Origin of the sequence: Streptomyces sp. NBC_00846, assembly GCF_045207325.1 — a bacterium.
Lineage (GTDB): Bacteria > Actinomycetota > Actinomycetes > Streptomycetales > Streptomycetaceae > Streptomyces.
Window position 1 is genome coordinate 5,050,598 of sequence record NZ_CP108846.1, and the last position, 24,398, is coordinate 5,074,995.

Consider the following 24,398-nt stretch of genomic DNA (forward strand, 5'->3'; position numbering starts at 1 on the left):
CGGGCCGCTGCACGGGCACCGGTCCAAGCGGGTGGCCGAGGGGCGCCCGAATAGCCCGACCGGCCTTGCGATCGCGTGACCGGCCTCACAGGCGGCGCCGGCGCCCGCCCGGCCCGAGGGCGAGCCCGCGGGACGGCTGAGGTCCCGTCAGGGCTCGCCCGCGACACGCCGTACGCGCGTCGGAGTCCGCTCTTTTCCTGCGGGTCGGAGTTCGCCCGCGGCGGTACGCGGCGCAGTGGGCCTTGCCTGCGGGTCAGAGCTCGCCCTTGCCAGTCGGAGCTCGCCCTTGCGGGTCAGAGTTCGCCCTTACGGGTCAGATGGTTGAAGCAGAGCCAGCCGGGAAGCACCGGCAGCCACAGCGTCAGCAGCCGGTAGAGCAGAACGGCCGGTGCCGCGACCTCCTTCGGCAGGCCGACCGCGATCAGCCCCAGCGTCAGCGCGCCCTCGACCGCACCCATTCCGCCCGGTGTGGGCGCCGCCGACCCCAGCGCGTTACCGGCCAGGAAGACCACCGCGATGCTCGCGTAACTGAGATGCGGCACATCCGGGCCGCTGAACGCCCGGACCGACGCGTCCAGACACATCACGAACAGGCCGGTCAGCAGCAGCATCCCGCCGATGCCCGTCAGCAGCTTCTGCGGCCGCTGCACCACGTCGAGCATGCGCGGTACGACCCCGGCGAACAGCGACCGCACGCGTGTCACCACGAACTTCCGCAGGAACGGAACCGCGGTTACCACCAGCACCAGCACGGCGACCGTCAGCAGCCCGGCGATCACCGTCCTGGAAGGCGTGAGCGAGGACGGGGTCTTCTCCGTACCGGTCAGATAGCCGAACGCCGCCAGCAACAGGATGTGGCAGCCGAGACCGAACAGCTGCGAGGCGCCGACACTCGCCACGGCGAGCCCCGGGCGTACGCCGGCACGCTGGAGGAAGCGGGTGTTCAGCGCGACACCGCCGACCGCGGCCGGGGCGACGATCTTCACGAAGGACCCGGCGACCTGCGCCAGCACGGTCTTGCCGAACGGCACCCGCTCCGGCACGAAGCCCAGCAGGCTCATCGCCGCCGCGACATAGCTGAGGGCCGAGAAGCCGACCGCAGCCGCCACCCAGCCCCACTCCGCCTGCTCGACCACCGCACCGAAGTCCGCCTGGGTGAACTGCGAGATGAGGAAGTACGCGGCGATCGCGCCGGCGATGCAGCTGACCAGGGTGCGCGCCTTGATGCGCTCCAGCCGGACCGGCTCGACCGGCGCCTGCGGCCGGATCAGCAGCACCTGCTGTCGCATCTGGGAGAGCAGGTCCTCCTCGCGCGCCTCTTCCAGGGCGTCTTCCATGGCCCGCTTCTCGGCCTGCTTCTGGATACGGAGCGACTTGCGGGCGGCCTTGTGGGCCGCCTTGTGGCCGATACCCGCGGCGGTGGCGGGCTCCTGAGCTGTCGCCCCGTGTTCGAGTGCCCTGGCCCGCTTGGCCGCGTCCGACGCGTCGAGCACCGCCTCGCGCTCGCGCTGCGCGCGTTCCCGGGCGAGCCGGCGCAGGGTCGCCCGGGTGGAGCGGCTCAGCGCGATCGGCTGGAGCAACGGCAGACAGTCCGCTACGGCATCGGGCCCCAGCACCTCCAGCGCACCGGCCACGGCCCGCTCGGCGCCCACCCGCAGACCCGTGGTGGTCAGCAGCTGGGCGACGTCCATCCGCAGGACCAGATCCCCGGCCGCGATCTCGCCGCCGCGCAGATCGGTGACGAACACCTTGCCGGAAAGATCCACCAGGATGGCGTCACCCGTGAGCCTGCGGTGCGCGATCCGTCGCGACTGGAGCGCCTTCACCTGATGCCAGGCGCCTCGCACCAGCTCGTCGGTGATCTCCGAGTCCTCCAGTGCGTCCAGGGAACGGCCGCCGATGTGCTCGTACACGAGCATCACGGCGTCGGGCCCGAGTTCCGAGGTGGCGATCAGTTTGGGCGCGTTGGCTCCGGCGGCGATCGCCGCGTACGCCAGCAGCGCCTCCTGTTCCAGCGCCTGGCGCAGCGACTGGATGGAACGGCGCTGGGTGATGCCGCGCAGCGTGAGCCTGCGCCACACCCGGTAGAAGAAACCCTGGGCCTGCTGCTCGCGGTCGACGACCGTCACGTCGAGCGGCGGCCCGTCCTCCAGGGTGACCAGATAGCCCCGCCCGCGGTCGTTCTGGTCGCCGGAGTCGGGCGCGTCCTCGGCGCGCATCGCGGTGACCGGGTGGAAGCCGACATGGCGCAGACCGGCCATCAGGTGCTGACCGGTCGGCCGGACGTTGGGCGAGCCGACCGTGTAAAGCGTGCCGTAGGCCACGGTCCAGCCGATCAGCACGGTGAGGATGATCGAGAACGGGGTCGTGTAGCCGCCGACCAGCATGGCGAACGCGTCGAGCAGCAGCACCACCCACAGCACGACGCGCCAGCGTGGCCGTCTCGCCATCCCGACCGCCGTCATATAGGCGATCACGGGGGCGAGATAGCCGTGTACGGGATCGGTGAGCGCGTCACCGGGCTGCGGCTGGGTCAGGGCGTCCTGGATGGTGCCGGGGGCGGACTTGGCCACCCAGAGGTCGGCGGCGAGCGTGACACCGTGTGCCAGTACGGCGGCGAGCACCCCGTCCGCGATCCGCAGTCCGTCACGTTTGATCAGCCGTTCGATGGCGAAGGCGACCGGAACGAGCAGCACGGCGATGCTGGACACCAGCCCGGCCATCTTGATCAGGATGTCGGGCGCCTGGCCGGTGCCCTTGTTGATGTCTTGTTCTAGGCCGGTGGTCGTGCCGTGGGCGAACGCGGCGATCGAGAACAGGATGACGATCGCGAGGACGCCGATGAGGATCCGCATGAGATCGGAGGGGCGGTGCACCCGGGCGGGGAGCAGCGGCTCGTCGCCCGAGACGCGCTCGGCCTGGTCCGCCGCGGCGGAACAGAGCGTCGAGCCGGTCAGGTGCTCGGGGACGTCCTGCCGTCCGGCACCGGGCGTGGTCTGCTGCTCGCCGGGTGCGTCTTGCTCTGTTCGGTCCGCTTGTTTCGCCTGGTCCGCTCGGTCTGCTTGCTTTGTTTGGTCCGCGCCGGGCTTTGTTTGCTCCGCACCTGTCGTCCGCTGCTTCGCGCCGGGCTTTTCTTGTTCCGCACCGGGCTTTTCGGCGGGCCCGTCCGACACGTCCGAGTACGGCTCGGCATCAGGGGCGTCCGCCGCCTTCGGTGGCTGCACGCCCTGCTCCTTCGTCGCCTCTGATGGGTTTTCGTGTTTTCGTATCACCGGTCACCGCCTGCACGATGGTGGCACGGCCCGGCGACAGAGGAGGGCATCAGGGTGCACTGTGCGGACACGCGAAGCGCAACATACGCTCCTTTGCTTCCGCACGCACGCCCCATGAACGGGCGCCCGCGGACCGGGCCGGGCTGTCGGTGGTGTACGGCAGGATGGGTCGGATGAGCCAACACCGGACGAGTGGCAACGGGACGAACGGCGACCGGGCGGACGATGAGTTGCCGGAGTACGCGGAGCGGGTCCTCGATGTCGCCGAGCTGATCCCGCCCGGCCGTGTCATGACGTACGGAGATGTCGCCGAGTGGCTCGGCGACGGCGGCCCGCGCCAGGTCGGCCGGGTCATGGCGCTGTATGGGGCCGCGGTGCCGTGGTGGCGTGTGGTGCGCGCCGACGGGGCGCTGCTGTCCGGCCACGAACTGCGGGCGCTGGACCACTACCGCGAGGAGAGCACCCCGCTGCGCGAGGCGTCGAGCAGCGCGGAGGGCCATGTGCCGCGCCTCGACATGAAGCGGGCGCGGTGGGACGGCGTCACCGGTCGCGCGGTCGCGGACGCCGACGCGGACAAGGACAGGGGCGGAGGTGCTCACATCTGACAGCTTCGGCCATTCGGGTGCCCCATGGGCGGTGCCAGGCCTGGCGGGTGATGTGGAACACGACGCGTTGGGCGACGACACCCGCGAGACGCGTGGCGCCTGTGAGATGTGTTGCACCCGCGAGGCGCGCGGCGCCTGCGACGCCTGTGACATCTGCGATATCTGTGACGCCTGCGACATCCGTGACCCCGAACGTGACGAGGTACGCAGCGGACTCGCCCCGTAGCGCGCCCCCGCTGGCGTAGCGTCGTCAGTTCGCAGCACGTACCGCACTCTCATCACCGGTACACCCAGTACACGCACGGAAAAGCCCCCGTGCACGCACGCACGACCCACGTACATCCAGTACCCCCGACACGAACACCCAGCACACCCACCAGGACCGGCGACCCACGTGAGCACCTCCTCCACCCGGCACAGCCCGCACCGTCAGGCACGGCAGCGGACCGCGGGCGCGTACCGACTGGTGCGCACCCCGCCGGGCTCCGTGGACCTCCCTCTCCTGGACGCGGCGCAACGCGCGGTGGTTGACCACCCCGGCGGCCCGCTTCTGGTGCTCGCCGGACCCGGCACCGGCAAGACGACCACGCTCGTCGAGGCGGTCGCCACACGTGTGATCTCGGGCACCGACCCGGCCCGCATCCTGGTCCTCACCTTCAGCCGCAAGGCCGCCGTGGAGCTGCGCGACCGGCTGGCCGCCCGGCTCGGTGCCGCCCGCGGTCCGCAGGCCACCACGTTCCACTCCTTCTGTTACGCACTGGTCCGCGCCCATCAGGACGCCGACCTCTTCGCCGAACCGACGCGGCTGCTCTCCGGGCCGGAGCAGGACGTCACCGTCCGCGAGCTGCTCGCCGGCCAGCTCGAACTGGAACGGGACGGCTTCCCGCACATCCGCTGGCCCGACGAATTGCGGGCCTGCCTGACCACGCGCGGCTTCGCCGACGAGGTACGGGCGGTGCTCGCCCGCAGCCGCGAGCTGGGCCTGGGCCCGGACGCGCTGGCCGACTTCGCCCGCCGCACCGGCCGGCCGGACTGGGGCGCCGCCGCCGCATTCCTCGCCGAGTACCTGGATGTGCTGGACGCGCAGGGGGTGCTGGACTACGCGGAGCTGGTGCACCGGGCCGTCCTGCTCGCGGAGCGCCCCGAGGTGTCGGAGCTGCTGGCCGGGCGGTACGACGCGGTGTTCGTGGACGAGTACCAGGATACGGACCCGGCGCAGGTACGGCTGCTGCGTGCGCTGGCCGGCAACCGGGGGAGCGCTCCGGGCGCCGGGGGCGGCCGGGAGCTGATCGCCTTCGGTGACCCGGATCAGTCGATCTACGCGTTCCGGGGCGCGGATGTGAACGGCATCCTCGACTTCCCGGACATGTTCCGGCGGGCGGACGGTGCCCCGGCCCCGGTCGGCGTCCTCACCACCTCGCGCCGTTCCGGCGGACAGCTGCTGGCCGCCACCCGGCTGCTCACCCGCCGGATGCCGCTGACCCGGCTGCCCTCGGCGAAGGTCCGCGCCCACCGGGAGCTCGCCTCGGTCCGCGAGGGCGGCAGCGTGGAGGCGTACACCTATCCGACCGCCTCGGTCGAGCTGGACAACATCGCCGATCTGCTGCGCCGGGCGCATCTGGAGGACGGCGTTCCGTGGCATGAGATGGCGGTGCTGGTACGGGCCGGAGGCCGCGTGATCCCCTCCGTGCGCCGGGCACTGACGTCGGCGGGTGTCCCCCTGGAGGTCGACGGCGACGACCTCCCCCTGCGGCACGAACCGGCGGTGGCCCCGCTCCTGACCGCCCTCCGCGCAGTCGCCACAGCGGCCCTGCGACGGAGTGTGCCGGGCGCGGAGGCTCCCGTTCCCGACCGGAAACCCGACCAGGAATCCGACCGGCTTCCCGACGTCGATGTCGACCGGGAACCCGACCTCGGTCCCGACCTCGGTCCCGACCTCGGTCCCGACCTCCGTCCCGACATCGGTCCCGACCGGGAATCCGGCAGGCCCACTGAGGAACCACCCGCCCTCGAAGCGCCCTTCTGGCTCGACACCGAGACCGCCCTGACCCTCCTCACCTCCCCTCTCGGCTCCATGGACGCGGCCGACCTGCGCCGGCTCGGCCGGGCCCTGCGCGACGAGGAGCGCGCCGCCGGGAATCGCGTACCGGCGCCCTCCGGCGACCTGTTGGCGCGCGCGCTCGCCGAGCCCGAACGGCTCGTCACGCACGATCCGGCGTACGCCCGCGGCGCCCAGCGCCTCGGTGCGCTCCTGCGCAAGGCGCGCGAGCTCCTCGAAGGCGGCGGCACCGCGGAGGAGGCTCTGTGGGAGCTGTGGGCCGGCACCCCTTGGCCGGGGCGGCTGGAGCGTGCCGCACTGCGCGGGGGCGCGGGCGGCCGCAACGCCGACCGCGACCTCGACGCCGTCTGCGCGCTCTTCGACACGGCGGCCCGAGCCGAGGAACGTACCGGCGGACGGGGTGCGCTCAACTTCCTGGAGGAGGTCGACGCCCAGGACATCGCCGCCGACACCCTGTCCAGGCGTGCGGTGCGCCCCGAGGCCGTACGGCTGATGACCGCGCACCGCTCCAAGGGTCTGGAATGGCGCCTCGTCGTCGTCGCGGGCGTGCAGGAGGGACTCTGGCCGGACCTGCGCCGCCGCGGTTCGCTGCTCGAAGCGGACCGGATCGGCCGCGACGGGCTGGCCGAACCGCTCACCCCCGGGGCCCTCCTCGCCGAGGAACGCCGCCTCTTCTACGTCGCGGCGACCCGGGCCCGCGAACGTCTCGTCGTCACCGCGGTCAAGGCACCCGCCGACGACGGCGATCAGCCGTCCCGCTTCCTCACCGAGCTCGGCGTCGAACCGCGCGACGTCACCGGCCGGCCGCGCCGCCCCCTTGCCGTCGCCGCGCTCGTCGCCGAACTCCGCGCCACCACTGTCGACCCCGACGCCTCCGACGCCCTGCGCGAGGAGGCCGCCCACCGCCTCGCCCGCCTCGCCGCGCTCACCGACGACGAGGGTCAGCCGCTCGTACCCGCGGCCCACCCCTACCGCTGGTGGGGCCTGTACGAGCCGACCCGCTCCACCGTCCCGCTCCGCGACCGCGACCAGCCCGTGGCCCTGTCCGGCAGCGCGCTGGACCAGCTCGCCAACACCTGCGCGCTCCAGTGGTTCCTCGGCCGTGAAGTGAAGGCGGACGCCCCGGCGACGGCCGCCCAGGGCTTCGGCAACGTCGTCCACGTCCTGGCCGACGAGGTGGCATCCGGGCGCACCCCCGCCGATCTGGCCGTCCTGATGGAGCGGCTCGACTCGGTCTGGGACGGCCTCGTCTTCGACGCCCCCTGGAAGTCCCAGCAGGAGAAGGAACAGGCCAGGGCCGCCCTCGAACGCTTCCTGCGCTGGCACGTCATGGACCGCGCCGGGCGCACCCCCGCCGCCAGTGAGCACGACTTCGACGTGACGCTGGAGGCGGGGGAGTACGAAGTACGCATCCGGGGCTCCATGGACCGCGTCGAACAGGACGCCGACGGCCGGGCGTACGTCGTCGACTTCAAGACCGGCAAACAGTCCCCGACCAAGGACGAGGTCACCCGCCACCCCCAGCTCGCCGTGTACCAGCTGGCCGTACGGGAAGGAGCGGTCGACGAGATCTTCGACGGGCGGCGCCCCGTGCCCGGCGGCGCCGAACTCGTACAGCTGCGCCAGCCCGCCCCCAAGAAGGAGGGCGGCGACGCCCTTCCCAAGGTGCAGGCCCAGGAGCCTCTCTCCGGTGAGTGGGTCCCCGACCTGCTGGCCACGGCCGCCGGACGGGTCCTGGACGAACGGTTCACGCCCACGACCGGCCAGCACTGCACGCACTGTGCCTTCCGAGCCTCGTGCAGCGCGCAGCCGGAGGGCCGGCACATCCTGGAGTGAGCCGGGTACGGACTCCCCGGCGGACCGCACGTTGTCAGTGCGTCCGGTTAGCCTCGGTCGGGTGTCCTCACCTATCACTGATCCCGAGCAGCTGAAGGAGCTCCTCGGGATCCCGTTCACCCCGGAGCAGACGGCCTGCATCACAGCGCCGCCCGCCCCGCAGGTGATCGTGGCCGGAGCCGGGTCGGGGAAGACCACGGTGATGGCGGCGCGCGTGGTGTGGCTGGTGGGGACGGGGCAGGTGGCCCCCGAGCAGGTCCTCGGACTCACCTTCACCAACAAGGCGGCGGGCGAGCTCGCCGAGCGCGTCCGCAAGGCCCTGGTCGCGGCCGGGGTCACCGATCCGGACGCCATCGACCCGGACAATCCTCCGGGCGAGCCCAGCATCTCCACGTACCACGCCTTCGCCGGCCGGCTGCTCACCGAGCACGGACTGCGCATCGGCCTCGAACCCACCACCCGCCTCCTCGCCGACGCCACCCGTTACCAGCTCGCCGCCCGCGTACTGCGCGAGGCGCCCGGCCCTTACCCGGCCCTGACCAGGTCGTTCCCCACGCTGGTCAGCGATCTGCTGGCCCTCGACGCCGAGCTGGCCGAACATCTCGTACGCCCCGAACAGCTCGCGGAGTACGACACCGACCTGCTCCGTACGCTCGAATCGGCCCGGCTCACCAACGCCGAGCTGCGCAAGATCCCCGAGACGGCGCAGGCCCGCCGAGAACTGCTGCAACTGACCCGCCGCTACCGCGAGGCCAAGAAGAGCCGCGACCTCCTCGACTTCGGCGACCAGATCGCGCTCTCCGCCGAACTGGCCCTCACCCGCCCGGAGGTCGGCGCGATCCTGCGCGACGAGTTCCGCGTCGTGCTGCTCGACGAGTACCAGGACACCTCGGTCGCCCAGCGCCTGCTGCTCTCCGCCCTCTTCGGCCGCGGTCCGGAAGGCCGCGGTCCGGAAGACGGCGGTCCGGCAGGCGGAGTCCCCGAAGGCGGTGGTCCCGAAGGTGCGGCGGTGACCGGGCACGCCGTCACCGCCGTCGGCGACCCCTGTCAGGCGATCTACGGCTGGCGCGGTGCCTCCGTGGCCAACCTCGACGACTTCCCGCTCCACTTCCCGCACGCCGACGGCACCCCCGCCACCCGCTACTCCCTCAGCGAGAACCGCCGCAGCGGCGGCCGGCTCCTCCACCTCGCCAATGGCCTCGCGGCACCCCTGCGCGCCATGCACGAGGGCGTCGAAGCCCTGCGCCCCGCCCCGGGTGCCGAGCGCGACGGCATCGTCCGCTGCGCCCTGCTGCGTACCCACACCGAAGAGATCGACTGGCTGGCCGACTCGATCGCCCACCTCGTCACGACCGGCAAGGCGCCCGGCGAGATCGCCGTCCTGTGCCGCACCGCGGGCGACTTCCCGGAGATCCAGGCGGCGCTGGTGGCCCGTGACGTCCCGGTCGAGGTCGTCGGCCTGTCCGGGCTGCTGCACCTGCCCGAGGTCGCCGACCTCGTCGCGGTCTGCGAGGTCCTTCAGGACCCCGGTGCCAACGCCTCCCTGGTCCGGCTGCTCACCGGCCCCCGCTGGCGGATCGGCCCCCGCGACCTGGCGCTTCTCGGCCGCCGTGCCCGCCTCCTCGTCCACCGTGCGGCCGACGGCGACGGCGACGACGCCGACCCCGACCGCCGCCTCGCCGAGGCCGTCGAGGGTGTCGACCCGGCCGAAGTGATCTCGCTCGCCGACGCGCTGGACACCTTCCTCGAATCGGGCGGCGGTGTGGACGACGGGCTTCCGTTCTCCACCGAGGCCCGCATCCGCTTCGCCCGCCTGGCTGCCGAACTGCGCGACCTGCGCCGCTCACTGGCCGACCCCCTGATGGACGTGCTGCACCGCGTCCTCGCCACCACCGGCCTGGAGGTCGAGCTCTCCGCGTCACCGCACGCCCTGGCCGCCCGCCGCCGTGAGACCCTCGCCAACTTCCTCGACGTGGCCGCCCGCTTCGCCGCCGTCGAAGGCGAGGCCACCCTTCTCGCCTTCCTGGGCTTCCTGCGGACCGCCGTCCAGTACGAGAAGGGCCTGGACAACGCACTGCCCGGCGGCGAGAACACCGTCAAGGTCCTCACCGCGCACAAGTCCAAGGGCTTGGAATGGGATGTCGTCGCGGTGCCCGGCCTGGTCACCGGCCAGTTCCCGAGCAGCCAGTCCCGCGACGCCTGGACCTCCCAGTCCAAGGTCCTCCCGCACGCCCTGCGCGGGGACACGGCCACCCTCCCCGTCCTCCACTCCTGGGACGCCAAGGGGCTCAAGGGCTTCAAGGAGGAGATGAAGGAGCACCAGCACACCGAGGAGCTCCGCCTCGGATACGTCACCTTCACCCGGCCCCGCACCCTGCTGCTCGGATCAGGCCACTGGTGGGGCCCGAGCCAGAAGAAGCCGCGGGGCCCGTCCGGCTTCCTGCACGCGCTGTACGAGCACTGCGTGGCCGGACACGGCGAGATCGAGGCATGGGCGGACGAACCGGCCGAGGACGAGAAGAACCCGGCGCTCGCCGAGAGGGAGGCCGACCACGCGTGGCCGCTTCCCCTGGACGACACCGCGCTGACCCGCCGCCGGGCCGCCGCGGACACGGTGATGGCGCATCTGGCTGCCCTGGCCGCGACGGGCGGTGCGCTGCCCGACGCCCCGGACCCGTACGACGCCCTTGAAGACACCCCGTACGACGACGATCTGTTCCCCGACGACGAGGCGTTCCCCGGCGAGCCCGACGACTGGGACGCCCTGTCGACGGAACCCCCGCAGTCCCCGGCTCCCGCCTCCCCTCCCCACGTTCCCGCGCCCCACACCCCCGCTTCCCCCGCTCCCACGCCCCAGGTCCCCGCGGCCCGCACTCCCGAGCCCGCCGGGCAGCGCACCCTCACCCCGGAGGAATCCCGCACGCTCGCCTCCTGGGACCGTGACCTCGACGCCCTCACCGGCGAACTGCGCCGCGCCCGCGCCACCGTGCGCGACGTCCTCGTACCCGCCTCGCTCTCCGCCACCCAGCTGCTGCGTCTCGCCGACAACCCCGACGGCTTCGCCCAGGAGCTGGCCCGCCCGATGCCGCGCCCCCCGCAGGCCGCGGCCCGAAGGGGAACCCGTTTCCACGCCTGGGTGGAGTCCCGCTTCGAGGAGCTGCCGCTGCCCATGCTCGGGCCGGACGAGCTGCCCGGCGGCGACGAGAACGACGCCGAGATCGCCGACGAGCGCGACCTCGCCGCACTAAAGGAGGCCTTCGAGCGCACCCCGTACGCCCGCCGCACCCCGTACCGCGTGGAGACGCCGTTCCAGATCACGCTGGCCGGCCGGGTGATCCGGGGCCGGATCGACGCGGTGTACCGCACCGGGGACACGTACGAGATCGTCGACTGGAAGACCACCCGCACCAACACCGCCGACCCCCTCCAGCTGGCCGTGTACCGCCTGGCCTGGGCCGAGCTGCACGACCTGCCGCTCACCGCCGTCACGGCCACGTTCCTGTACGTACGCAGCGGAGAGGCCGTCCACCCCACCCGCCTCCCGGGCCGGGCGGAGCTGGAGCGGCTCCTGCTGGACGAGCCACCCTCCGCAGGCCGATAGGCTCAACCACATGAGCGAGACCCCGGACAGCGCCGTCCGTACGTACACCGAACAGCACCGTGCAGCCTTCCTCGACGACCTCGCCGACTGGCTGCGCATCCCGTCCGTATCTGCCCAGCCGGTCCACGACGGGGACGTACGACGCAGCGCCGAGTGGCTGTCCGCCAAGCTCAAGGAGACCGGTTTCCCGGTCACCGAGATCTGGGAGACGCCCGGCGCTCCCGCGGTTTTCGCCGAGTGGCCGTCCGACGCCCCGGACGCCCCGACCGTCCTCGTCTACGGGCACCACGACGTGCAGCCCGCCGCCCGCGAGGACGGCTGGGACACCGACCCGTTCGAGCCGGTGATCCGCGACGGCCGCATGTACGGACGGGGCGCCGCGGACGACAAGGGGCAGGTGTTCTTCCACACCCTCGGCGTCCGGGCCCACCTCGCCGCCACCGGCCGGACCGCCCCCGCCGTCAACCTCAAGCTGCTGATCGAGGGTGAGGAGGAGTCCGGCTCCCCGAACTTCCGCGCCCTGGTCGAGGAGCGGTCCGCCCGGCTCACCGCCGATGCCGTGATCGTCTCCGACACCGGCATGTGGGACGAGACGACTCCCACGGTCTGCACGGGCATGCGCGGCCTCGCCGAGTGCGAGATCGAGCTGTACGGCCCCGAACAGGACATACACTCCGGATCGTTCGGCGGTGCGGTCCCCAACCCGGCAACGGCCGTGGCCCGGCTCGTCGCCGCACTGCACGACGCGGACGGCAGGGTCGCGATCCCCGCGTTCTACGACGGCGTGACGGAACTCACCGACACCGAGCGCGCGCTCTTCGCCGAACTGCCCTTCGACGAGGCGACCTGGCTGCGTACCGCCAAGTCCCGAGCGGCGTCGGGCGAGGCCGGCTACTCCACGCTGGAACGCATCTGGGCCCGCCCCACCGCCGAGGTCAACGGCATCGGCGGCGGATACCAGGGCGCCGGCAGCAAGACGATCATCCCGTCCTCCGCCCTGGTGAAGATCAGCTTCCGGCTGGTTGCGGGCCAGGACCCCGACCACGTCCAACAGGCCGTCCGGGCCTGGGCCGAGGCGCAGGTCCCGGCCGGTGTCCGGCACCGGATCACCTTCGCGCCCGCCACCCGTCCCTGTCTGACGCCGCTGGACCACCCCGCCCTGCAGGCCGTGGCCCGCGCCATGGGACGGGCCTTCGGCCAGAAGATCCTCTTCACCCGCGAAGGAGGCTCGGGGCCCGCCGCCGACCTGCAGGACGTGCTCGGCGCACCCGTCCTCTTCCTGGGCATCTCCGTACCGTCCGACGGCTGGCACGCGCCCAACGAGAAGGTCGAAATCGGCCTTCTGTTCAAGGGCGTGGAGACAGCGGCCCACCTCTGGGGTGAACTGGCCGCCGCACTCCGCTGAATCCTCTGAACACCCGATCCATCCCGGGGGAGTAGGAAGCACCTGTGAGCACCTTCGACAACGCCGCCACAGACCGGCCCATCGGTCTCACGGCGCCCAGCGGCATCGACCGGGCGGCGCACCACCGCCTCGACGAGGCCTGGCTGTCCGCCGCGTGGAGCCACCCGACCACCCGTGTGTTCGTCGTCTCCGGCGGGCAGGTGCTGATCGACGACACGGCCGACGGCGGTACGGAGATCGTCATGACCCCGGCCTTCGAGGCCCCGGTCACCGAGACCCACCGCTACTTCCTCGGCACGGACGAGGACGGCATCAGCTACTTCGCGCTCCAGAAGGACTCCCTGCCCGGCCGCATGGACCAGCCGGCCCGTCCGGCCGGCCTGCGCGAGGCCGGGCTGCTGCTCGGCCCCCGCGACGCCGGCCTGATGGTGCACGCGGTGGCTCTGGAGAACTGGCAGCGGCTGCACCGCTTCTGCTCGCGCTGCGGCGAACGCACGGTCATCGCGGCGGCCGGCCACATCCGCCGCTGCCCGGCCTGCGGTGCCGAGCACTACCCGCGTACCGACCCGGCGGTCATCATGCTGGTGACGGACGACCAGGACCGCGCGCTGCTGGGCCGCCAGGTGCACTGGCCCGAGGGCCGCTTCTCGACACTCGCGGGCTTCGTCGAGCCGGGGGAGTCGATCGAGCAGTCCGTGGCCCGCGAGGTCTTCGAGGAGGCGGGCATCACCGTTGGCGAGGTCGAGTACATCGCCAGCCAGCCCTGGCCGTTCCCGTCCAGCCTGATGCTCGGTTTCATGGCACGCGCGACCTCGTCGGAGATCGACGTGGACGGCGAGGAGATCGAGGAGGCCCGCTGGTTCTCCCGCGAGGACCTGACGGCGGCCTTCGAGTCGGGCGAGGTCATGCCGCCGTTCGGCATCTCGATCGCGGCCCGCCTGATCGAGCTCTGGTACGGCAAGCCGCTCCCGAAGCCGGGCACGGTCGGCTGACGTACGGCATACGGCTCACGGCTCACGCGAAACGCCCTCTCCGGTCGAGCACCGGAGAGGGCGTTCACGTACGGCGTCCGCGTACCGCGTTCCCGCACTGCGGGAGCTGCCGGATCAGACGGCGAGTGCCTGCTTCACCTGGGCCAGGGACGGGTTCGTCATGACGGCCTCGACACCGGTGGAGCCGACCACCAGGACGGTGGGAACGGTCTGGTTGCCCCCGTTGGCCTTCTCGACGAAGGCCGCGGACTCCGGGTCCTGCTCGATGTTGATCTCGTTGTACGCGATGCCCTCGCGGTCCATCTGGCCCTTGAGCCGACGGCAGTAGCCGCACCACGTGGTGCTGTACATCGTCACAGTGCCCAGCATGTCTTCGCGCTCCTCTGGCTCGTCAGTCTGTCTCATCCGTCTCATCCGTCATGCGGAGAAGCTGGAAAGTGCGTCACCGCACGGAAGGGGAACGTACGTGAGGCAACCACCATTCCCGCGACCACCCCCGTATCGGGCGGCAGGCCGCCACCCCGTAGCGGGCCGCCACCTCGCATTAGTACGACAGATGCGGCCCCCCCTGTGGACAACCTTCGCACCGGCCTCTTCCGACCTGGCAGCATGGCGGGGTGACAGCAGCAACGCATTCCTCCCTCTTCCCGCAGGTCCCCGAGTCGGCCGACGCCGTGCTCGACGGCCTGGACCCCGAGCAGCGCGAGGTCGCCACGGCCCTGCACGGCCCGGTGTGTGTGCTGGCCGGAGCCGGTACGGGCAAGACGCGCGCGATCACGCATCGCATCGCCTACGGGGTGCGCGCCGGAATACTCCAGCCGACGAGCGTGCTCGCCGTCACCTTCACCAACCGGGCCGCGGGCGAGATGCGGGGACGGCTGCGCCAGCTCGGCGCGGGCGGGGTGCAGGCGCGGACGTTCCACTCCGCCGCCCTGCGCCAGCTCCAGTACTTCTGGCCGAAAGCGGTCGGTGGTGACCTGCCGAGGCTGGTGGAGCGCAAGGTCCAGCTGGTCGCCGAGGCCGCGGCCCGCTGCCGCATCCGCCTCGACCGCAACGAGCTGCGCGATGTCACCAGCGAGATCGAGTGGTCCAAGGTCACCCAGACCGTGCCCGCCGACTACCCGGCCGTGGTCGCCAAGACCCAGCGCGACGCCCCGCGCGACCCGGCGGAGATCTCCCAGATCTATGCGATGTACGAGCAGCTGAAGCGCGACCGCTCGGTGATCGACTTCGAGGACGTGCTGCTTCTCACCGTCGCCATCCTCCAGGACCGCCATGACATCGCCGACCACGTCCGCCGCCAGTACCAGCACTTCGTCGTCGACGAGTACCAGGACGTCAGTCCGCTCCAGCAGCGGCTGCTCGATCTCTGGCTCGGAGACCGCGACACCCTGTGCGTCGTCGGCGACGCCAGCCAGACGATCTACTCCTTCACCGGGGCCACCCCCGACCACCTGCTGAATTTCCGCACCCGCCACCCCAATGCGACGGTGGTGAAGCTGGTCCGGGACTACCGCTCCACCCCCCAGGTCGTCCATCTGGCCAACGGGCTGCTCGGCCAGGCCCGCGGCCGTGCCGCCGAGCACCGGCTCGAACTGGTCTCGCAGCGCGAGCCCGGCCCCGAGCCCGCCTATACGGAGTACGCGGACGAGCCCGCGGAGGCAGAGGGCACCGCCCGCCGCATCCGCGATCTGATCGCCGCGGGCGTCCCGGCCGGCGAGATCGCCGTGCTCTACCGGGTCAACTCCCAGTCCGAGGTCTACGAGCAGGCCCTGGCCGACGCGGGCGTTCCGTACCAGCTGCGCGGCGCCGAGCGCTTCTTCGAACGGGCAGAGGTACGGGAGGCGGGCGTCGCCCTGCGCGGCGCGGCCCGCGCGGGGGGCAACGACTCCCTGCTCGACGACGCGGAGGGGCTGTCGGCGGAAGTGCGCGCGGTGCTCTCCACCAAGGGATGGACCACGGAACCGCCCGCGGGCTCCGGCGCGGTGCGCGACCGCTGGGAATCCCTGGCCGCCCTGGTCCGGCTCGCCGAGGACTTCGAACAGGCCAAGCCGGGCGCGACACTCTCCGACCTGGTGGCGGAACTCGACGAGCGGGCCGCCGCCCAGCACGCCCCCACCGTCCAGGGAGTCACGCTCGCCTCGCTGCACTCCGCGAAGGGCCTGGAGTGGGACGCCGTGTTCCTGGTCGGTCTGACCGAGGGCATGATGCCGATCACCTACGCCAAGACCGACGAGCAGATCGAGGAGGAGCGTCGTCTGCTGTACGTCGGTGTCACCCGGGCGCGCCTGCACCTCTCGCTGTCGTGGTCGCTGTCCCGCTCACCCGGCGGCCGCGCCGGACGCCGTCCGAGCCGGTTCCTGAACGGACTGCGCCCCGGCTCGGTGGCCCTCGGCGCGCGTGCCGCGGCGGGTGGCGGCGGCGGGATCGAGCGGGGCATCGGACGGATCGCCAGGCGCGGCACGCGCGGCCCTGCCCGGTGCCGGGTCTGCGGCAAAACCCTCACCGACGCGGGCGAGATGAAGCTGATGCGTTGCGACGACTGCCCCTCCGACATGGACGAGGCGCTGTACGAGCGGCTGCGCGACTGGCGGGCGGTCCGGGCGAAGGAGATCGGTCAGCCCGCGTACTGCGTCTTCACGGACAAGACACTGATGGCGATCGCGGAGGCGGTGCCGGGCAGCGCGGGCGAACTGGCCGGGATCTCCGGGGTCGGCGCGCGGAAGCTGGACCGGTTCGGGACCGCGGTACTTGCCATGTGCGCAGGTGAGACGGTGGAGGAAGGGGCCGGGGACGCCGTTGACGAGGTGTGAGAAAAACTCGTCGAAAAAATAGTTTGCGCCCGCCCCAGTCATCACCATAGGTTCTTAACCACGGGAACAGCGACTTCTCTGAAGCCCTGGCCCTGTGCTGTACTTATCCGAATACGTAGGACCGGTTCACCGGTCCCCCTGAGACGCCGAGAGGAGGCGATTGAAGTGATCAGCATCATCGAGACCAACAAAGTGACCGATCTCTCGGTCGTCTCCGCCTGCTCGCTCGGCCTCGCCTGCTCTTCCGAGTCCTCGCTCCGTGGCATCGGTATGTCCGGCATTTCTGCCGTCAGCCCGCTGTCCCTGGCGAGCCTCCCCGTGCGGGAGCGCAATGAGCGACCGACCCAGGCACCGGCAGCAGTAGGAGCGAAGGGACAGGCCCAGGCCTATGCCTTTGCCGCCGTCGGTGCGGGAGCGGAATCCGGCGCCAAGAAGCAGATGACGCACCACCACACGATGTGGGCCTTCCGTGGGCCTGAACCCTGGAGTGATCCAGCCTGATTCACCATCAGGCCGGCGCCTTCAGGGCCGCGGAACCCCACTCGGGATCCGCGGCCCTTTTGTTTTGTCCAAACGGACGAGACAACCCGAAGGAGCCTCGGGACAAGCAGCACCCGGTACCAGCCGCCTACCGGCCAACAGGCCGGAACGACCAGACGAGGACACCACCCACCGTGCAACTCGAAGCGCACGCCCCGTCCGTACCGACTTCCGACACGATCCCGCCGCCCGGCCTCACGGAGGACTCCGCCTTGATCCCCCTCACTGCGCTCACCGCGCTCGATGACGCCATCGAGAACCTCGGCGTGCCCGTCCCCTGCCGCTCCTATGACCCGGAGGTCTTCTTCGCCGAGTCGCCGGCCGACGTCGAGTACGCCAAGTCCCTTTGCCGCACCTGCCCGCTCATGGAGGCCTGCCTCGCCGGCGCCAAGGAGCGGCGCGAGCCGTGGGGCGTCTGGGGCGGTGAGCTCTTCATCCAGGGCGTCGTCGTCGCTCGCAAGCGGCCGCGTGGCCGTCCGCGCAAGAACCCGGTCGCGGCGTGACCGCCGTGCTGGGGGTCCCGGCCCCCAAACCCATGAAGCGCCCCGGAACCATCGACCGTCCCCACACCCACGATCCCCGAAATCAGGCTCCGATGTCCGTCCCCACGAATGAGCCCGTCGGCTCCGCAACACCGAACGTCACGATCACCGGCGCGAACGACTCGCGTCAGAACAGGACCCGCGAGATGCAACTCATCCCAGAAGCCCTGGCTCGTGCGCATATGCACGGCCGTCTGAGGGAAGCCGACGCGCAACGCCAGGCCGTCCGCCTGGTCACCGCGCGCCGGATGCAGCGCCGGGCCGAGCGCGCCTCGATGCGCGCCCGCCGTGCGCTGGCCATGGCGGTCATGCACTAGTCAGGCCAGAGACCAGCAGCACCCGCTGCCGGGCAGCCGCTCTGCCCGGGAGCAATCAGTACCCCATAGCGAGTACCCCTTCCGCGGGGCCGGTCCGTTCGGATCGGCCCCGCGGTTGTGCTGAGCGGGTGTGCTGGGTGGTCGTGTTGTGTGGTTCCGCGCGGCACGGCAGCGACGGAGTTATCGTCACAAGGTGAACGAGGAGACTCATCACTGGGTTCAGCAATCCCCGCGGAGAGACGCCGCAGTGGTCGCATGTGCCCTGTGCGGCACCTCCGCCGGCAGCGGTACCGCACCGCCGACCTGGCTCTGCTCCGTGGAGAACGGCAGCCGCCAGTACTTCTGCGAAGAGTGCGCCCGTACCCACATCCGGGCGATCGAGAGCCGTCTCGACTCAGCCTGGTGGTGAGGTCCGGGGTGTGACGGCCCGGTACGTGACGCCCGGGGTGTGAGGCCCCGGGCCGTCACATCCCGGACTCGGTACCGGGGCCTGAAGGCCCCCTGCCCTACGCGCCCGCGGCGGCGTCGCCCGCCAATTCCTGTACCACGGGCTCCTGCTCATCCACCGAAAGGAACCCCGGTACCCAGGCTTCGAGTTCGTCACGCAGCCGCACCGTCGCACCCAGCTGACACAGCACCCCGATCGTGCTCAGCGTTACCCGGTGTATGAGCAGATAGGCGGGCGGCAGATTCAACTGTTTGCCCAGCTGATGAGCGGGCGAGCGAGGATCCGCGATCCGCGTCGCCTGATTGCGCATCCAGTTCCGGGTGAAGGTGAACTCCTCCACCTGCGCCGGTTCGATGATCGGGAGAAGATAGTCGAGCACCGCATCAGGGTCGAGGTCGATCGAATCCTTGACGAACCCCTCCTCGCGCAGCAGCTCGTACACCGCCTCCGCGTCATCCGCCAGCGCCAGTCGCAAGGAATCACCGATGGTCTGCGGCAGACCACCGGGCAGCCGGTCCACCGTGCCGAAGTCCAGCACCCCGAGCCGCCACTGCCCGGCCTCGCCGGCCTTGTCGCTCACGCCCGTCTCACCGACTTCACCGGTCCTGTCGTCCGGGGACAGCAGCCGGAAGTTGCCCGGATGCGGGTCCGCGTGCAGCAGACCGGTGCGTGCCGGACCCGAGAAGAGGAAACGCGCCAGCAACTGACCGGCCCGGTCCCGCTGTTCCGGCGTGCCCTGCGCGATCACATCGGCCAGCGGAACACCGTCCATCCACTCCGTCACCAGCACCTGGTCGGACTGGTGCACGACACCGGGGATCACGACATCCGGATCGGCCGCGAACTCCTCCGCATGGACCTGTTGCGACCGTGCCTCCTGTTCGTAGTCCAGCTCCTCCGAGACCCGGTCACGCAGCTCCGTGATGAGCGGCTTGATGTCCATTCCCGGGATCAACGGGCCGAGCAGCCGGGCGAACCTGCTGAGCTGGGTCAGATCCGAGAGCAGCGCCTCTCCGGCGCCCGGGTACTGCACCTTCACCGCGACGTCCCGCCCGTCGTGCCACACCGCCCGGTGGACCTGACCGATCGAGGCGGCGGCCGACGGCTTGTCGTCGAATTCGAGGAACAGCTCCCGCCAGTCCTCGCCGAGCCGCTCCTCCAGCACCGCGTGCACCGTGCCGCTGGGCAGCGGAGGCGCGGCTTCCTGCAGTTTGGTGAGCGCCGCCCGGTACGGTCCGGCGACCTCCTCGGGCAGTGCCGACTCGAAGACGGACAGAGCCTGACCCAGCTTCATCGCCCCGCCCTTCAACTCGCCCAGGACCTTGAAAAGCTGATCCGCGGTGCGCTGCTGGACCTCCCGGGCGACCAACTCCGCGGACTTCCCGCCGATCCGCTTGCCGAGGCCCCACGTGGCGCGGCCTGCGAAACCCAGTGGCAGGGCGGCCAACTTGGCGGTACGGGTGACCGCTTTCCGGGGTAGATCAGACATGAGCCCCTCCAAATCCCAGACTGCCGTACCGCGTGCGACGGCTACCCGGCCATTGTGTCGTGTACCGCGTCGGCCACGGAGGTGCGCTCCCCCTCAGTGTGCCCAGCTGCCCCGCAGTAGCAGCCGGGGTGCGTCCCGATTCGCTCCGACCGCCAGTCCAGCAGCGGTAGCGCGGCCTCCCAGCGGGTCCCCGTACTGGCCGGCAGCTCCCCGTCCAGAAAGGACAGCGCGTGGGCGGTCGCCAGACCGGCCACCGCCGTCGCCAGCGCCAGGTCGCAGGCCTGGACGGCGGTGCGCCGCCCGGACTGCCACTGCGAGAGCATTCTGGACCAGTCCTTGTCCCGCTCCGTACGTTTCAGCGCCAGACATCCCGCGCACGCCGTGCCCCCGGGCAGGACCAGGGGTCCGACCACCCCCGTCGCCTCCATCACCCCGGCATAGAGGTGGGGAGTCCCCGAAGCGATCCACGGCTCCGCCGGGCGCGGGTCGGGGGCGTACACCGCGAGGCCGTCACGAGGGGCGACCACGATCAGCGAGAGCCCCGGCTCACCACCCGCCGAGGCCTCCTCCGTCCGGGGAGCCGAACCGGCGGCGGATCTGCGCACCAACTGCCGGGCCGCGGTGGCCCTGCGCTCCCCGACGGCCGCCGGTGGAAGCCCACCGGGTGAGACGTCCCACGGCTCGGTGCACCCGCCGTCCAGGACCTCCACCCGGCCCACCCCGGAGCCGGACAGCACCGCCGCGATCGTGGCACCGACCCGCCCCGCACCCCGAACCTGTACCCGCATCGCACGGCGGGCCGCCAGCCGCCGCATCCCGCCACCCGGCTCGGGATGGACTACTGAAAGCGACGCCAGGTCAGGACGGTGCCGCTCCATGGCGTCGGGCCGGTTCCGTAACGCATCGGTCTCCGGGCCGGCGGCCCGCACATCGTCGATCAGGCCGGCGTCCAACAACCTGCTGATCAATGTGTCCACTTGATGGTCCGACAGGTCCAGCTCGCGGGCCTCTTCACGCAGCAGCGGCAGGCCGCGCGTACCGTCGAGCAGCTCCAGAAAGCAGCCCGTGGCGATATCCATCGGGCCGAGCTTCACCGCGTGGGCGGCGGTCACCCCGAATTGCACGGTGCCCTGTGTGCACCACGCGCGGCGCAGTGCGGGCTTCAACATCGGATACACGCCTTCTCCCCGGTCTGTGTTCCATGGTCTCTGTGCGCGGGCTGTGGCCTGGATCTCCGCGAGATCCGTTGTCAGAATGCAGGTCGGCGGCGAAGTGTGCAGAAAGTTATCCACAGGCATGGGGTATTAGTCGTTCAAATGGTGCATGGCGCGGAGTGGATCGCGCGCGAACCGTCCCGGAGGCGGGACTTCCCCCACTGACACCGGGTAACGTCATGGCGTGCCCGCCGACCCGTCACCCGGACTCGCCGAGGAGACCCCCGCGCGCAGTACCGGAACCCCTCAGCGCAGCGCGATGGACCGTCCGCCCCGCGCCTCGGCAACGAGCGCGGTCGAGGTCCGCAGGAGCACCCGCCGCAGCAGAACGGTCTCCGCGTACCGGGAGGGCGACCGCACCATCGTGCTCATCCCCGCACGGATGTCCGAGGCCGAGGAGCAGCGCTGGGTGAACGTGATGCTCGACAAGCTCGCGGCCCAGGAGAGCAAGCGCATCCTCGGCGACAGCGAACTGACCGAGCGCGCCGAGCGGTTGTCCGCCCAGTATTTCGAGGGCCGGGCCAGACCTGCGTCCGTGCGATGGGTGACCAATCAGAACACCCGATGGGGGTCCTGCACACCGGCGGAGGGCAGCATCCGCCTGTCGCACCGGCTGCAGGGCATGCCCGAGTACGTCGTCGATTACGTACTGGTCCATGAGCTGGCCCACCTGCTCGTCCCCGGCCACGGTCCGCGCTTCTGGCGGCTGCTGGAGGCGTATCCCCGTACCGAACGGGCCAGGGGATACCTGGAGGGTGTGGTGGCGGCCGACCGGCTGCCGCATCTGCCCGCAGCGCGCGGTGAGTGACGGTCAGCGGTTCTGTACCGGGTCTGTACCGACTTAGCTCGATGTCGGAGTTTGCGGTTAGCCTGGCGCGACGCATTCACATTCGGGATGGGGGACGGTCGTTACGCATGGCCAGGGAATTCCAACGCGGCCACAAGGCCAAGATCAGCGATCTCACACCGGGGACGGACCTGTACGTAGGTGTGCAGATCGCCGGCCCGGGACTGACCTTTGACATCAGCTGCTTCGGCCTCGATGCCAATGAGCAGCTCTCCGACGACCGGTATTTCATCTTCTTCAACCAGCCTAAATCACCCGAGGAGTCCATTCAGCTTCTCGGCGCCCAGGCCGGTGACACCGAGTCGTTCCGTGTCACGCTGGACCGCATTCCGGCGAACATCCACAAGCTGTCGTTCACCGCGACGGTCGACGGCGCCGGGCAGATGTCCCAGGTCGGCCCCGGCTACATCCGGATCGTCGCGGGTGGCGAAGAAGTCGTCAGGTATGCCTTCAACGGTTCGGAGTTCACCACCGAGCGTGCGGTGATGCTGGGCGACTTCTATCTAAAGGATGTCTGGCGGTTCGCCGCTGTGGGACAGGGCTTCGATGGTGGTCTCGAGGCGTTGCTGAAGAACTTCGGCGGCGAGGTCGCCGAGGAAGCGCCCGCCGCACCTCAGCCGCAGGCCGCCGCCCCGTCGTTCGCCCCGCCCGCCCAGGCGGCCGCACCGGCACCAGCCCCGTCCTTCGGCGCCCCGGCCGCACCGCAGGTACCCCACGCACCGCAGCCCGCCCCATCCTTCGGCGCCCCGGCCGCGCAGTCCCCGGCTCCCACGCCGCAGCAGCAGATGCATGCAGCGCCGACGATAGCGGCCCCGATGGCGCCGCACGGCGGTATGGTGCCGCCGCCCGCCCCCGTCCCGGCTCCCTACGGCCAGCCTGGTCGGCCGCCCCAGCAGCCGCAGTTCGGGCAGATCCCCGGTCAGCAGCCCCCGCCCGTCGCTCCGTACGGCCAGCAGGCTTCTGCCGAGTACGGCCAGCAACCCCCCGGTATGCAACCCCCTGGTATGCAACCCCCCGGTATGCCCCAGGGCGTTCCGCAAGGGATGCCGCAGGCCGGGGCCGGGCTGCAGGCCGCGCTCCAGCCGTACAAGGAGACGGCCACCGGGCAGCGTTGGACCCCGCAGAACCAACAGCTCATGCGGGTCGACCTCACCATGGGCGGTACGCCCGTGCTCGCCCGTCAGGGCAGCATGGTGATGTACCAGGGCAAGGTCGACTTCGGCTACAAGGGCGCCGGTTTCGCCGGCCGGATCGTCGGCAACGCGACCGGTCAGGAAATTCAGCTGATGCGCTGCACCGGCCGCGGGCAGGTCTTCTTCGCCGAGGACGGCTCCCATCTGCACGCCATCGAACTGCAGGGCGACGGCATCTGCGTCTCGGCGGAGAACGTCCTCGCCTTCGACGAGTCGCTGCAGCACGAGGTCCGCAGGATCGAAGGCCATGGCATCCCCGGCGGCGCCCTGTTCACCATGCAGTTCCAGGGCACCGGCACGGTCGTCGTCAAGACTCACGGCGTGCCCGTCGTCCTGCCCGTCACCCCGACCACGTTCGCCGACTGCAACGCCGTCGTCGCCTGGTCGTCCGCGTCCCAGGTGATCATCTCCAGCCAGGTCCGGCTGCGCCGCAACGCGTACCCGGGACACAGCGGCGAGACCGTCAACCTTCAATTCCGGGGCGCCCCCGGCAACTTCATCGTCGTCCAGCCCTACGAGGTCTGAGGGAGCCCGTCATGAACCAGCAACTCGCGGGCTACGCCCCGACCCCCGTCACGGCCCGTATGGAGAACCACGGGCACATGATGCTCAAGGTCGCCATGGCCACCGGCCAGGACCTCTACGCCCGTACCGGCTCGATGGTCGCGTACGAGGGATTCATCCAGTACGAACCCAACCCGCCGGCCGTCCGTCAGATCGCCTCCCAGTGGATCACCGGGGAGGGTACGCCGATCATGAAGTGCTCCGGCGACGGACTGCTCTACCTCGCCGACTACGGCGCCGATGTGGTCGTCATCAACCTCAACGACGACTCCCTCTCGGTCAACGGCACCAACGTCCTCGCCTTCGACGGCCATCTCACCTGGGGCGTGGAGCGGGTCAAGGGCCTCGCCAAGTTCGCCGGTCAGGGCTTGTGGAACGTCTGCATCTCGGGCACCGGCTGGGTCGCCATCACCTCACGCGGCACCCCGATCGTCGTCGACTGCGGACGCGGCGAGGACGAGACCTACGTCGACCCGGACGCCCTCGTGGCGTGGTCCCCGAACCTCAAGGTGAAGGGCAAGCGCAGCTTCAAGGCCTCCTCGCTCATCGGGCGGGGCAGCGGCGAGGCGTACCAGATGGCTTTCTCCGGCCAGGGCATCGTCGTCGTACAGCCGAGCGAGGACAGTACCGACCGCCTGCGGATCCGGAACTGAGGGGGGAG

General features: G+C 71.0%; 18 protein-coding genes. 14 read left to right on the top strand and 4 right to left on the bottom strand.

Features of this window, described 5'->3' with window-relative positions; genetic code table 11:
- Window positions 1-293 precede the first annotated feature (293 nt).
- Complete coding sequence (locus OG936_RS23435) at window positions 294-3,224, bottom strand: lysylphosphatidylglycerol synthase domain-containing protein (RefSeq protein WP_406497212.1); 2,931 nt, start codon at window positions 3,222-3,224, stop codon at window positions 294-296.
- A gap of 221 nt (window positions 3,225-3,445) precedes the next feature.
- Between OG936_RS23435 and OG936_RS23440 the strand changes: the two genes are divergently transcribed.
- From OG936_RS23440 to nudC, 6 genes are all read left to right on the top strand, one after another.
- Window positions 3,446-3,877: an MGMT family protein gene (locus OG936_RS23440; RefSeq protein WP_406497213.1), complete on the top strand. Its 432-nt coding sequence runs from the start codon at window positions 3,446-3,448 to the stop codon at window positions 3,875-3,877.
- A complete protein-coding gene (locus OG936_RS23445) occupies window positions 3,864-4,103 on the top strand; it encodes a hypothetical protein (RefSeq protein WP_406497215.1) in 240 nt (79 codons plus the stop codon). The genes OG936_RS23440 and OG936_RS23445 overlap by 14 nt, the downstream gene beginning before the upstream one ends.
- A 168-nt stretch (window positions 4,104-4,271) precedes the next feature.
- On the top strand, window positions 4,272-7,772 hold the full coding sequence (locus OG936_RS23450; RefSeq protein ID WP_406497217.1) for an ATP-dependent helicase: 3,501 nt from the start codon (window positions 4,272-4,274) through the stop codon (window positions 7,770-7,772).
- Between the two features lie 61 nt (window positions 7,773-7,833).
- On the top strand, window positions 7,834-11,373 hold the full coding sequence (locus OG936_RS23455) for a UvrD-helicase domain-containing protein (protein ID WP_406497218.1): 3,540 nt from the start codon (window positions 7,834-7,836) through the stop codon (window positions 11,371-11,373).
- A gap of 10 nt (window positions 11,374-11,383) precedes the next feature.
- Window positions 11,384-12,778 carry a dipeptidase gene (locus OG936_RS23460; protein ID WP_406497220.1) on the top strand — a complete coding sequence of 465 codons (1,395 nt, stop codon included), beginning with the start codon at window positions 11,384-11,386 and terminating at the stop codon, window positions 12,776-12,778.
- A 44-nt stretch (window positions 12,779-12,822) separates the two neighbouring features.
- A complete protein-coding gene (gene nudC, locus OG936_RS23465) occupies window positions 12,823-13,770 on the top strand; it encodes an NAD(+) diphosphatase (protein ID WP_383755604.1) in 948 nt (315 codons plus the stop codon).
- Between the two features lie 114 nt (window positions 13,771-13,884).
- Here the strand turns inward: nudC and OG936_RS23470 are convergent, their stop codons facing one another.
- Entirely contained in the window at window positions 13,885-14,139 is a 255-nt protein-coding gene (locus OG936_RS23470; RefSeq protein ID WP_406497222.1) for a mycoredoxin, read from the bottom strand.
- Window positions 14,140-14,387: 248 nt separating this feature from the next.
- Between OG936_RS23470 and OG936_RS23475 the strand changes: the two genes are divergently transcribed.
- From OG936_RS23475 to OG936_RS23495, 5 genes are all read left to right on the top strand, one after another.
- Window positions 14,388-16,583, top strand: a complete 2,196-nt coding sequence (locus OG936_RS23475; protein ID WP_406497224.1) for an ATP-dependent DNA helicase UvrD2 — start codon at window positions 14,388-14,390, stop codon at window positions 16,581-16,583.
- Between the two features lie 165 nt (window positions 16,584-16,748).
- Complete coding sequence (locus OG936_RS23480) at window positions 16,749-17,084, top strand: hypothetical protein (RefSeq protein ID WP_406497226.1); 336 nt, start codon at window positions 16,749-16,751, stop codon at window positions 17,082-17,084.
- A 173-nt stretch (window positions 17,085-17,257) separates the two neighbouring features.
- Window positions 17,258-17,626: a WhiB family transcriptional regulator gene (locus tag OG936_RS23485; protein ID WP_383755611.1), complete on the top strand. Its 369-nt coding sequence runs from the start codon at window positions 17,258-17,260 to the stop codon at window positions 17,624-17,626.
- 32 nt (window positions 17,627-17,658) lie between these two features.
- Window positions 17,659-17,982, top strand: a complete 324-nt coding sequence (locus tag OG936_RS23490) for a hypothetical protein (protein WP_406500571.1) — start codon at window positions 17,659-17,661, stop codon at window positions 17,980-17,982.
- A 193-nt stretch (window positions 17,983-18,175) separates the two neighbouring features.
- On the top strand, window positions 18,176-18,391 hold the full coding sequence (locus OG936_RS23495) for a hypothetical protein (protein ID WP_406497227.1): 216 nt from the start codon (window positions 18,176-18,178) through the stop codon (window positions 18,389-18,391).
- 97 nt (window positions 18,392-18,488) lie between these two features.
- Here the strand turns inward: OG936_RS23495 and OG936_RS23500 are convergent, their stop codons facing one another.
- Both OG936_RS23500 and OG936_RS23505 read right to left on the bottom strand, forming a co-directional pair.
- The gene (locus OG936_RS23500) at window positions 18,489-19,919 is read right to left on the bottom strand and encodes an ABC1 kinase family protein (RefSeq protein ID WP_406497228.1); all 1,431 of its coding nucleotides are present in this window, start codon (window positions 19,917-19,919) and stop codon (window positions 18,489-18,491) included.
- 41 nt (window positions 19,920-19,960) lie between these two features.
- Complete coding sequence (locus OG936_RS23505) at window positions 19,961-21,097, bottom strand: ThiF family adenylyltransferase (protein WP_406497229.1); 1,137 nt, start codon at window positions 21,095-21,097, stop codon at window positions 19,961-19,963.
- A gap of 220 nt (window positions 21,098-21,317) precedes the next feature.
- Between OG936_RS23505 and OG936_RS23510 the strand changes: the two genes are divergently transcribed.
- The 3 genes from OG936_RS23510 (at window position 21,318) to OG936_RS23520 (ending at window position 24,390) form a co-directional block, all read left to right on the top strand.
- The gene (locus OG936_RS23510) at window positions 21,318-21,941 is read left to right on the top strand and encodes a M48 family metallopeptidase (protein WP_406497230.1); all 624 of its coding nucleotides are present in this window, start codon (window positions 21,318-21,320) and stop codon (window positions 21,939-21,941) included.
- Between the two features lie 107 nt (window positions 21,942-22,048).
- The gene (locus OG936_RS23515) at window positions 22,049-23,698 is read left to right on the top strand and encodes a TerD family protein (RefSeq protein ID WP_406497232.1); all 1,650 of its coding nucleotides are present in this window, start codon (window positions 22,049-22,051) and stop codon (window positions 23,696-23,698) included.
- 11 nt (window positions 23,699-23,709) lie between these two features.
- On the top strand, window positions 23,710-24,390 hold the full coding sequence (locus OG936_RS23520; RefSeq protein WP_406497233.1) for an AIM24 family protein: 681 nt from the start codon (window positions 23,710-23,712) through the stop codon (window positions 24,388-24,390).
- Window positions 24,391-24,398: the final 8 nt, after the last annotated feature.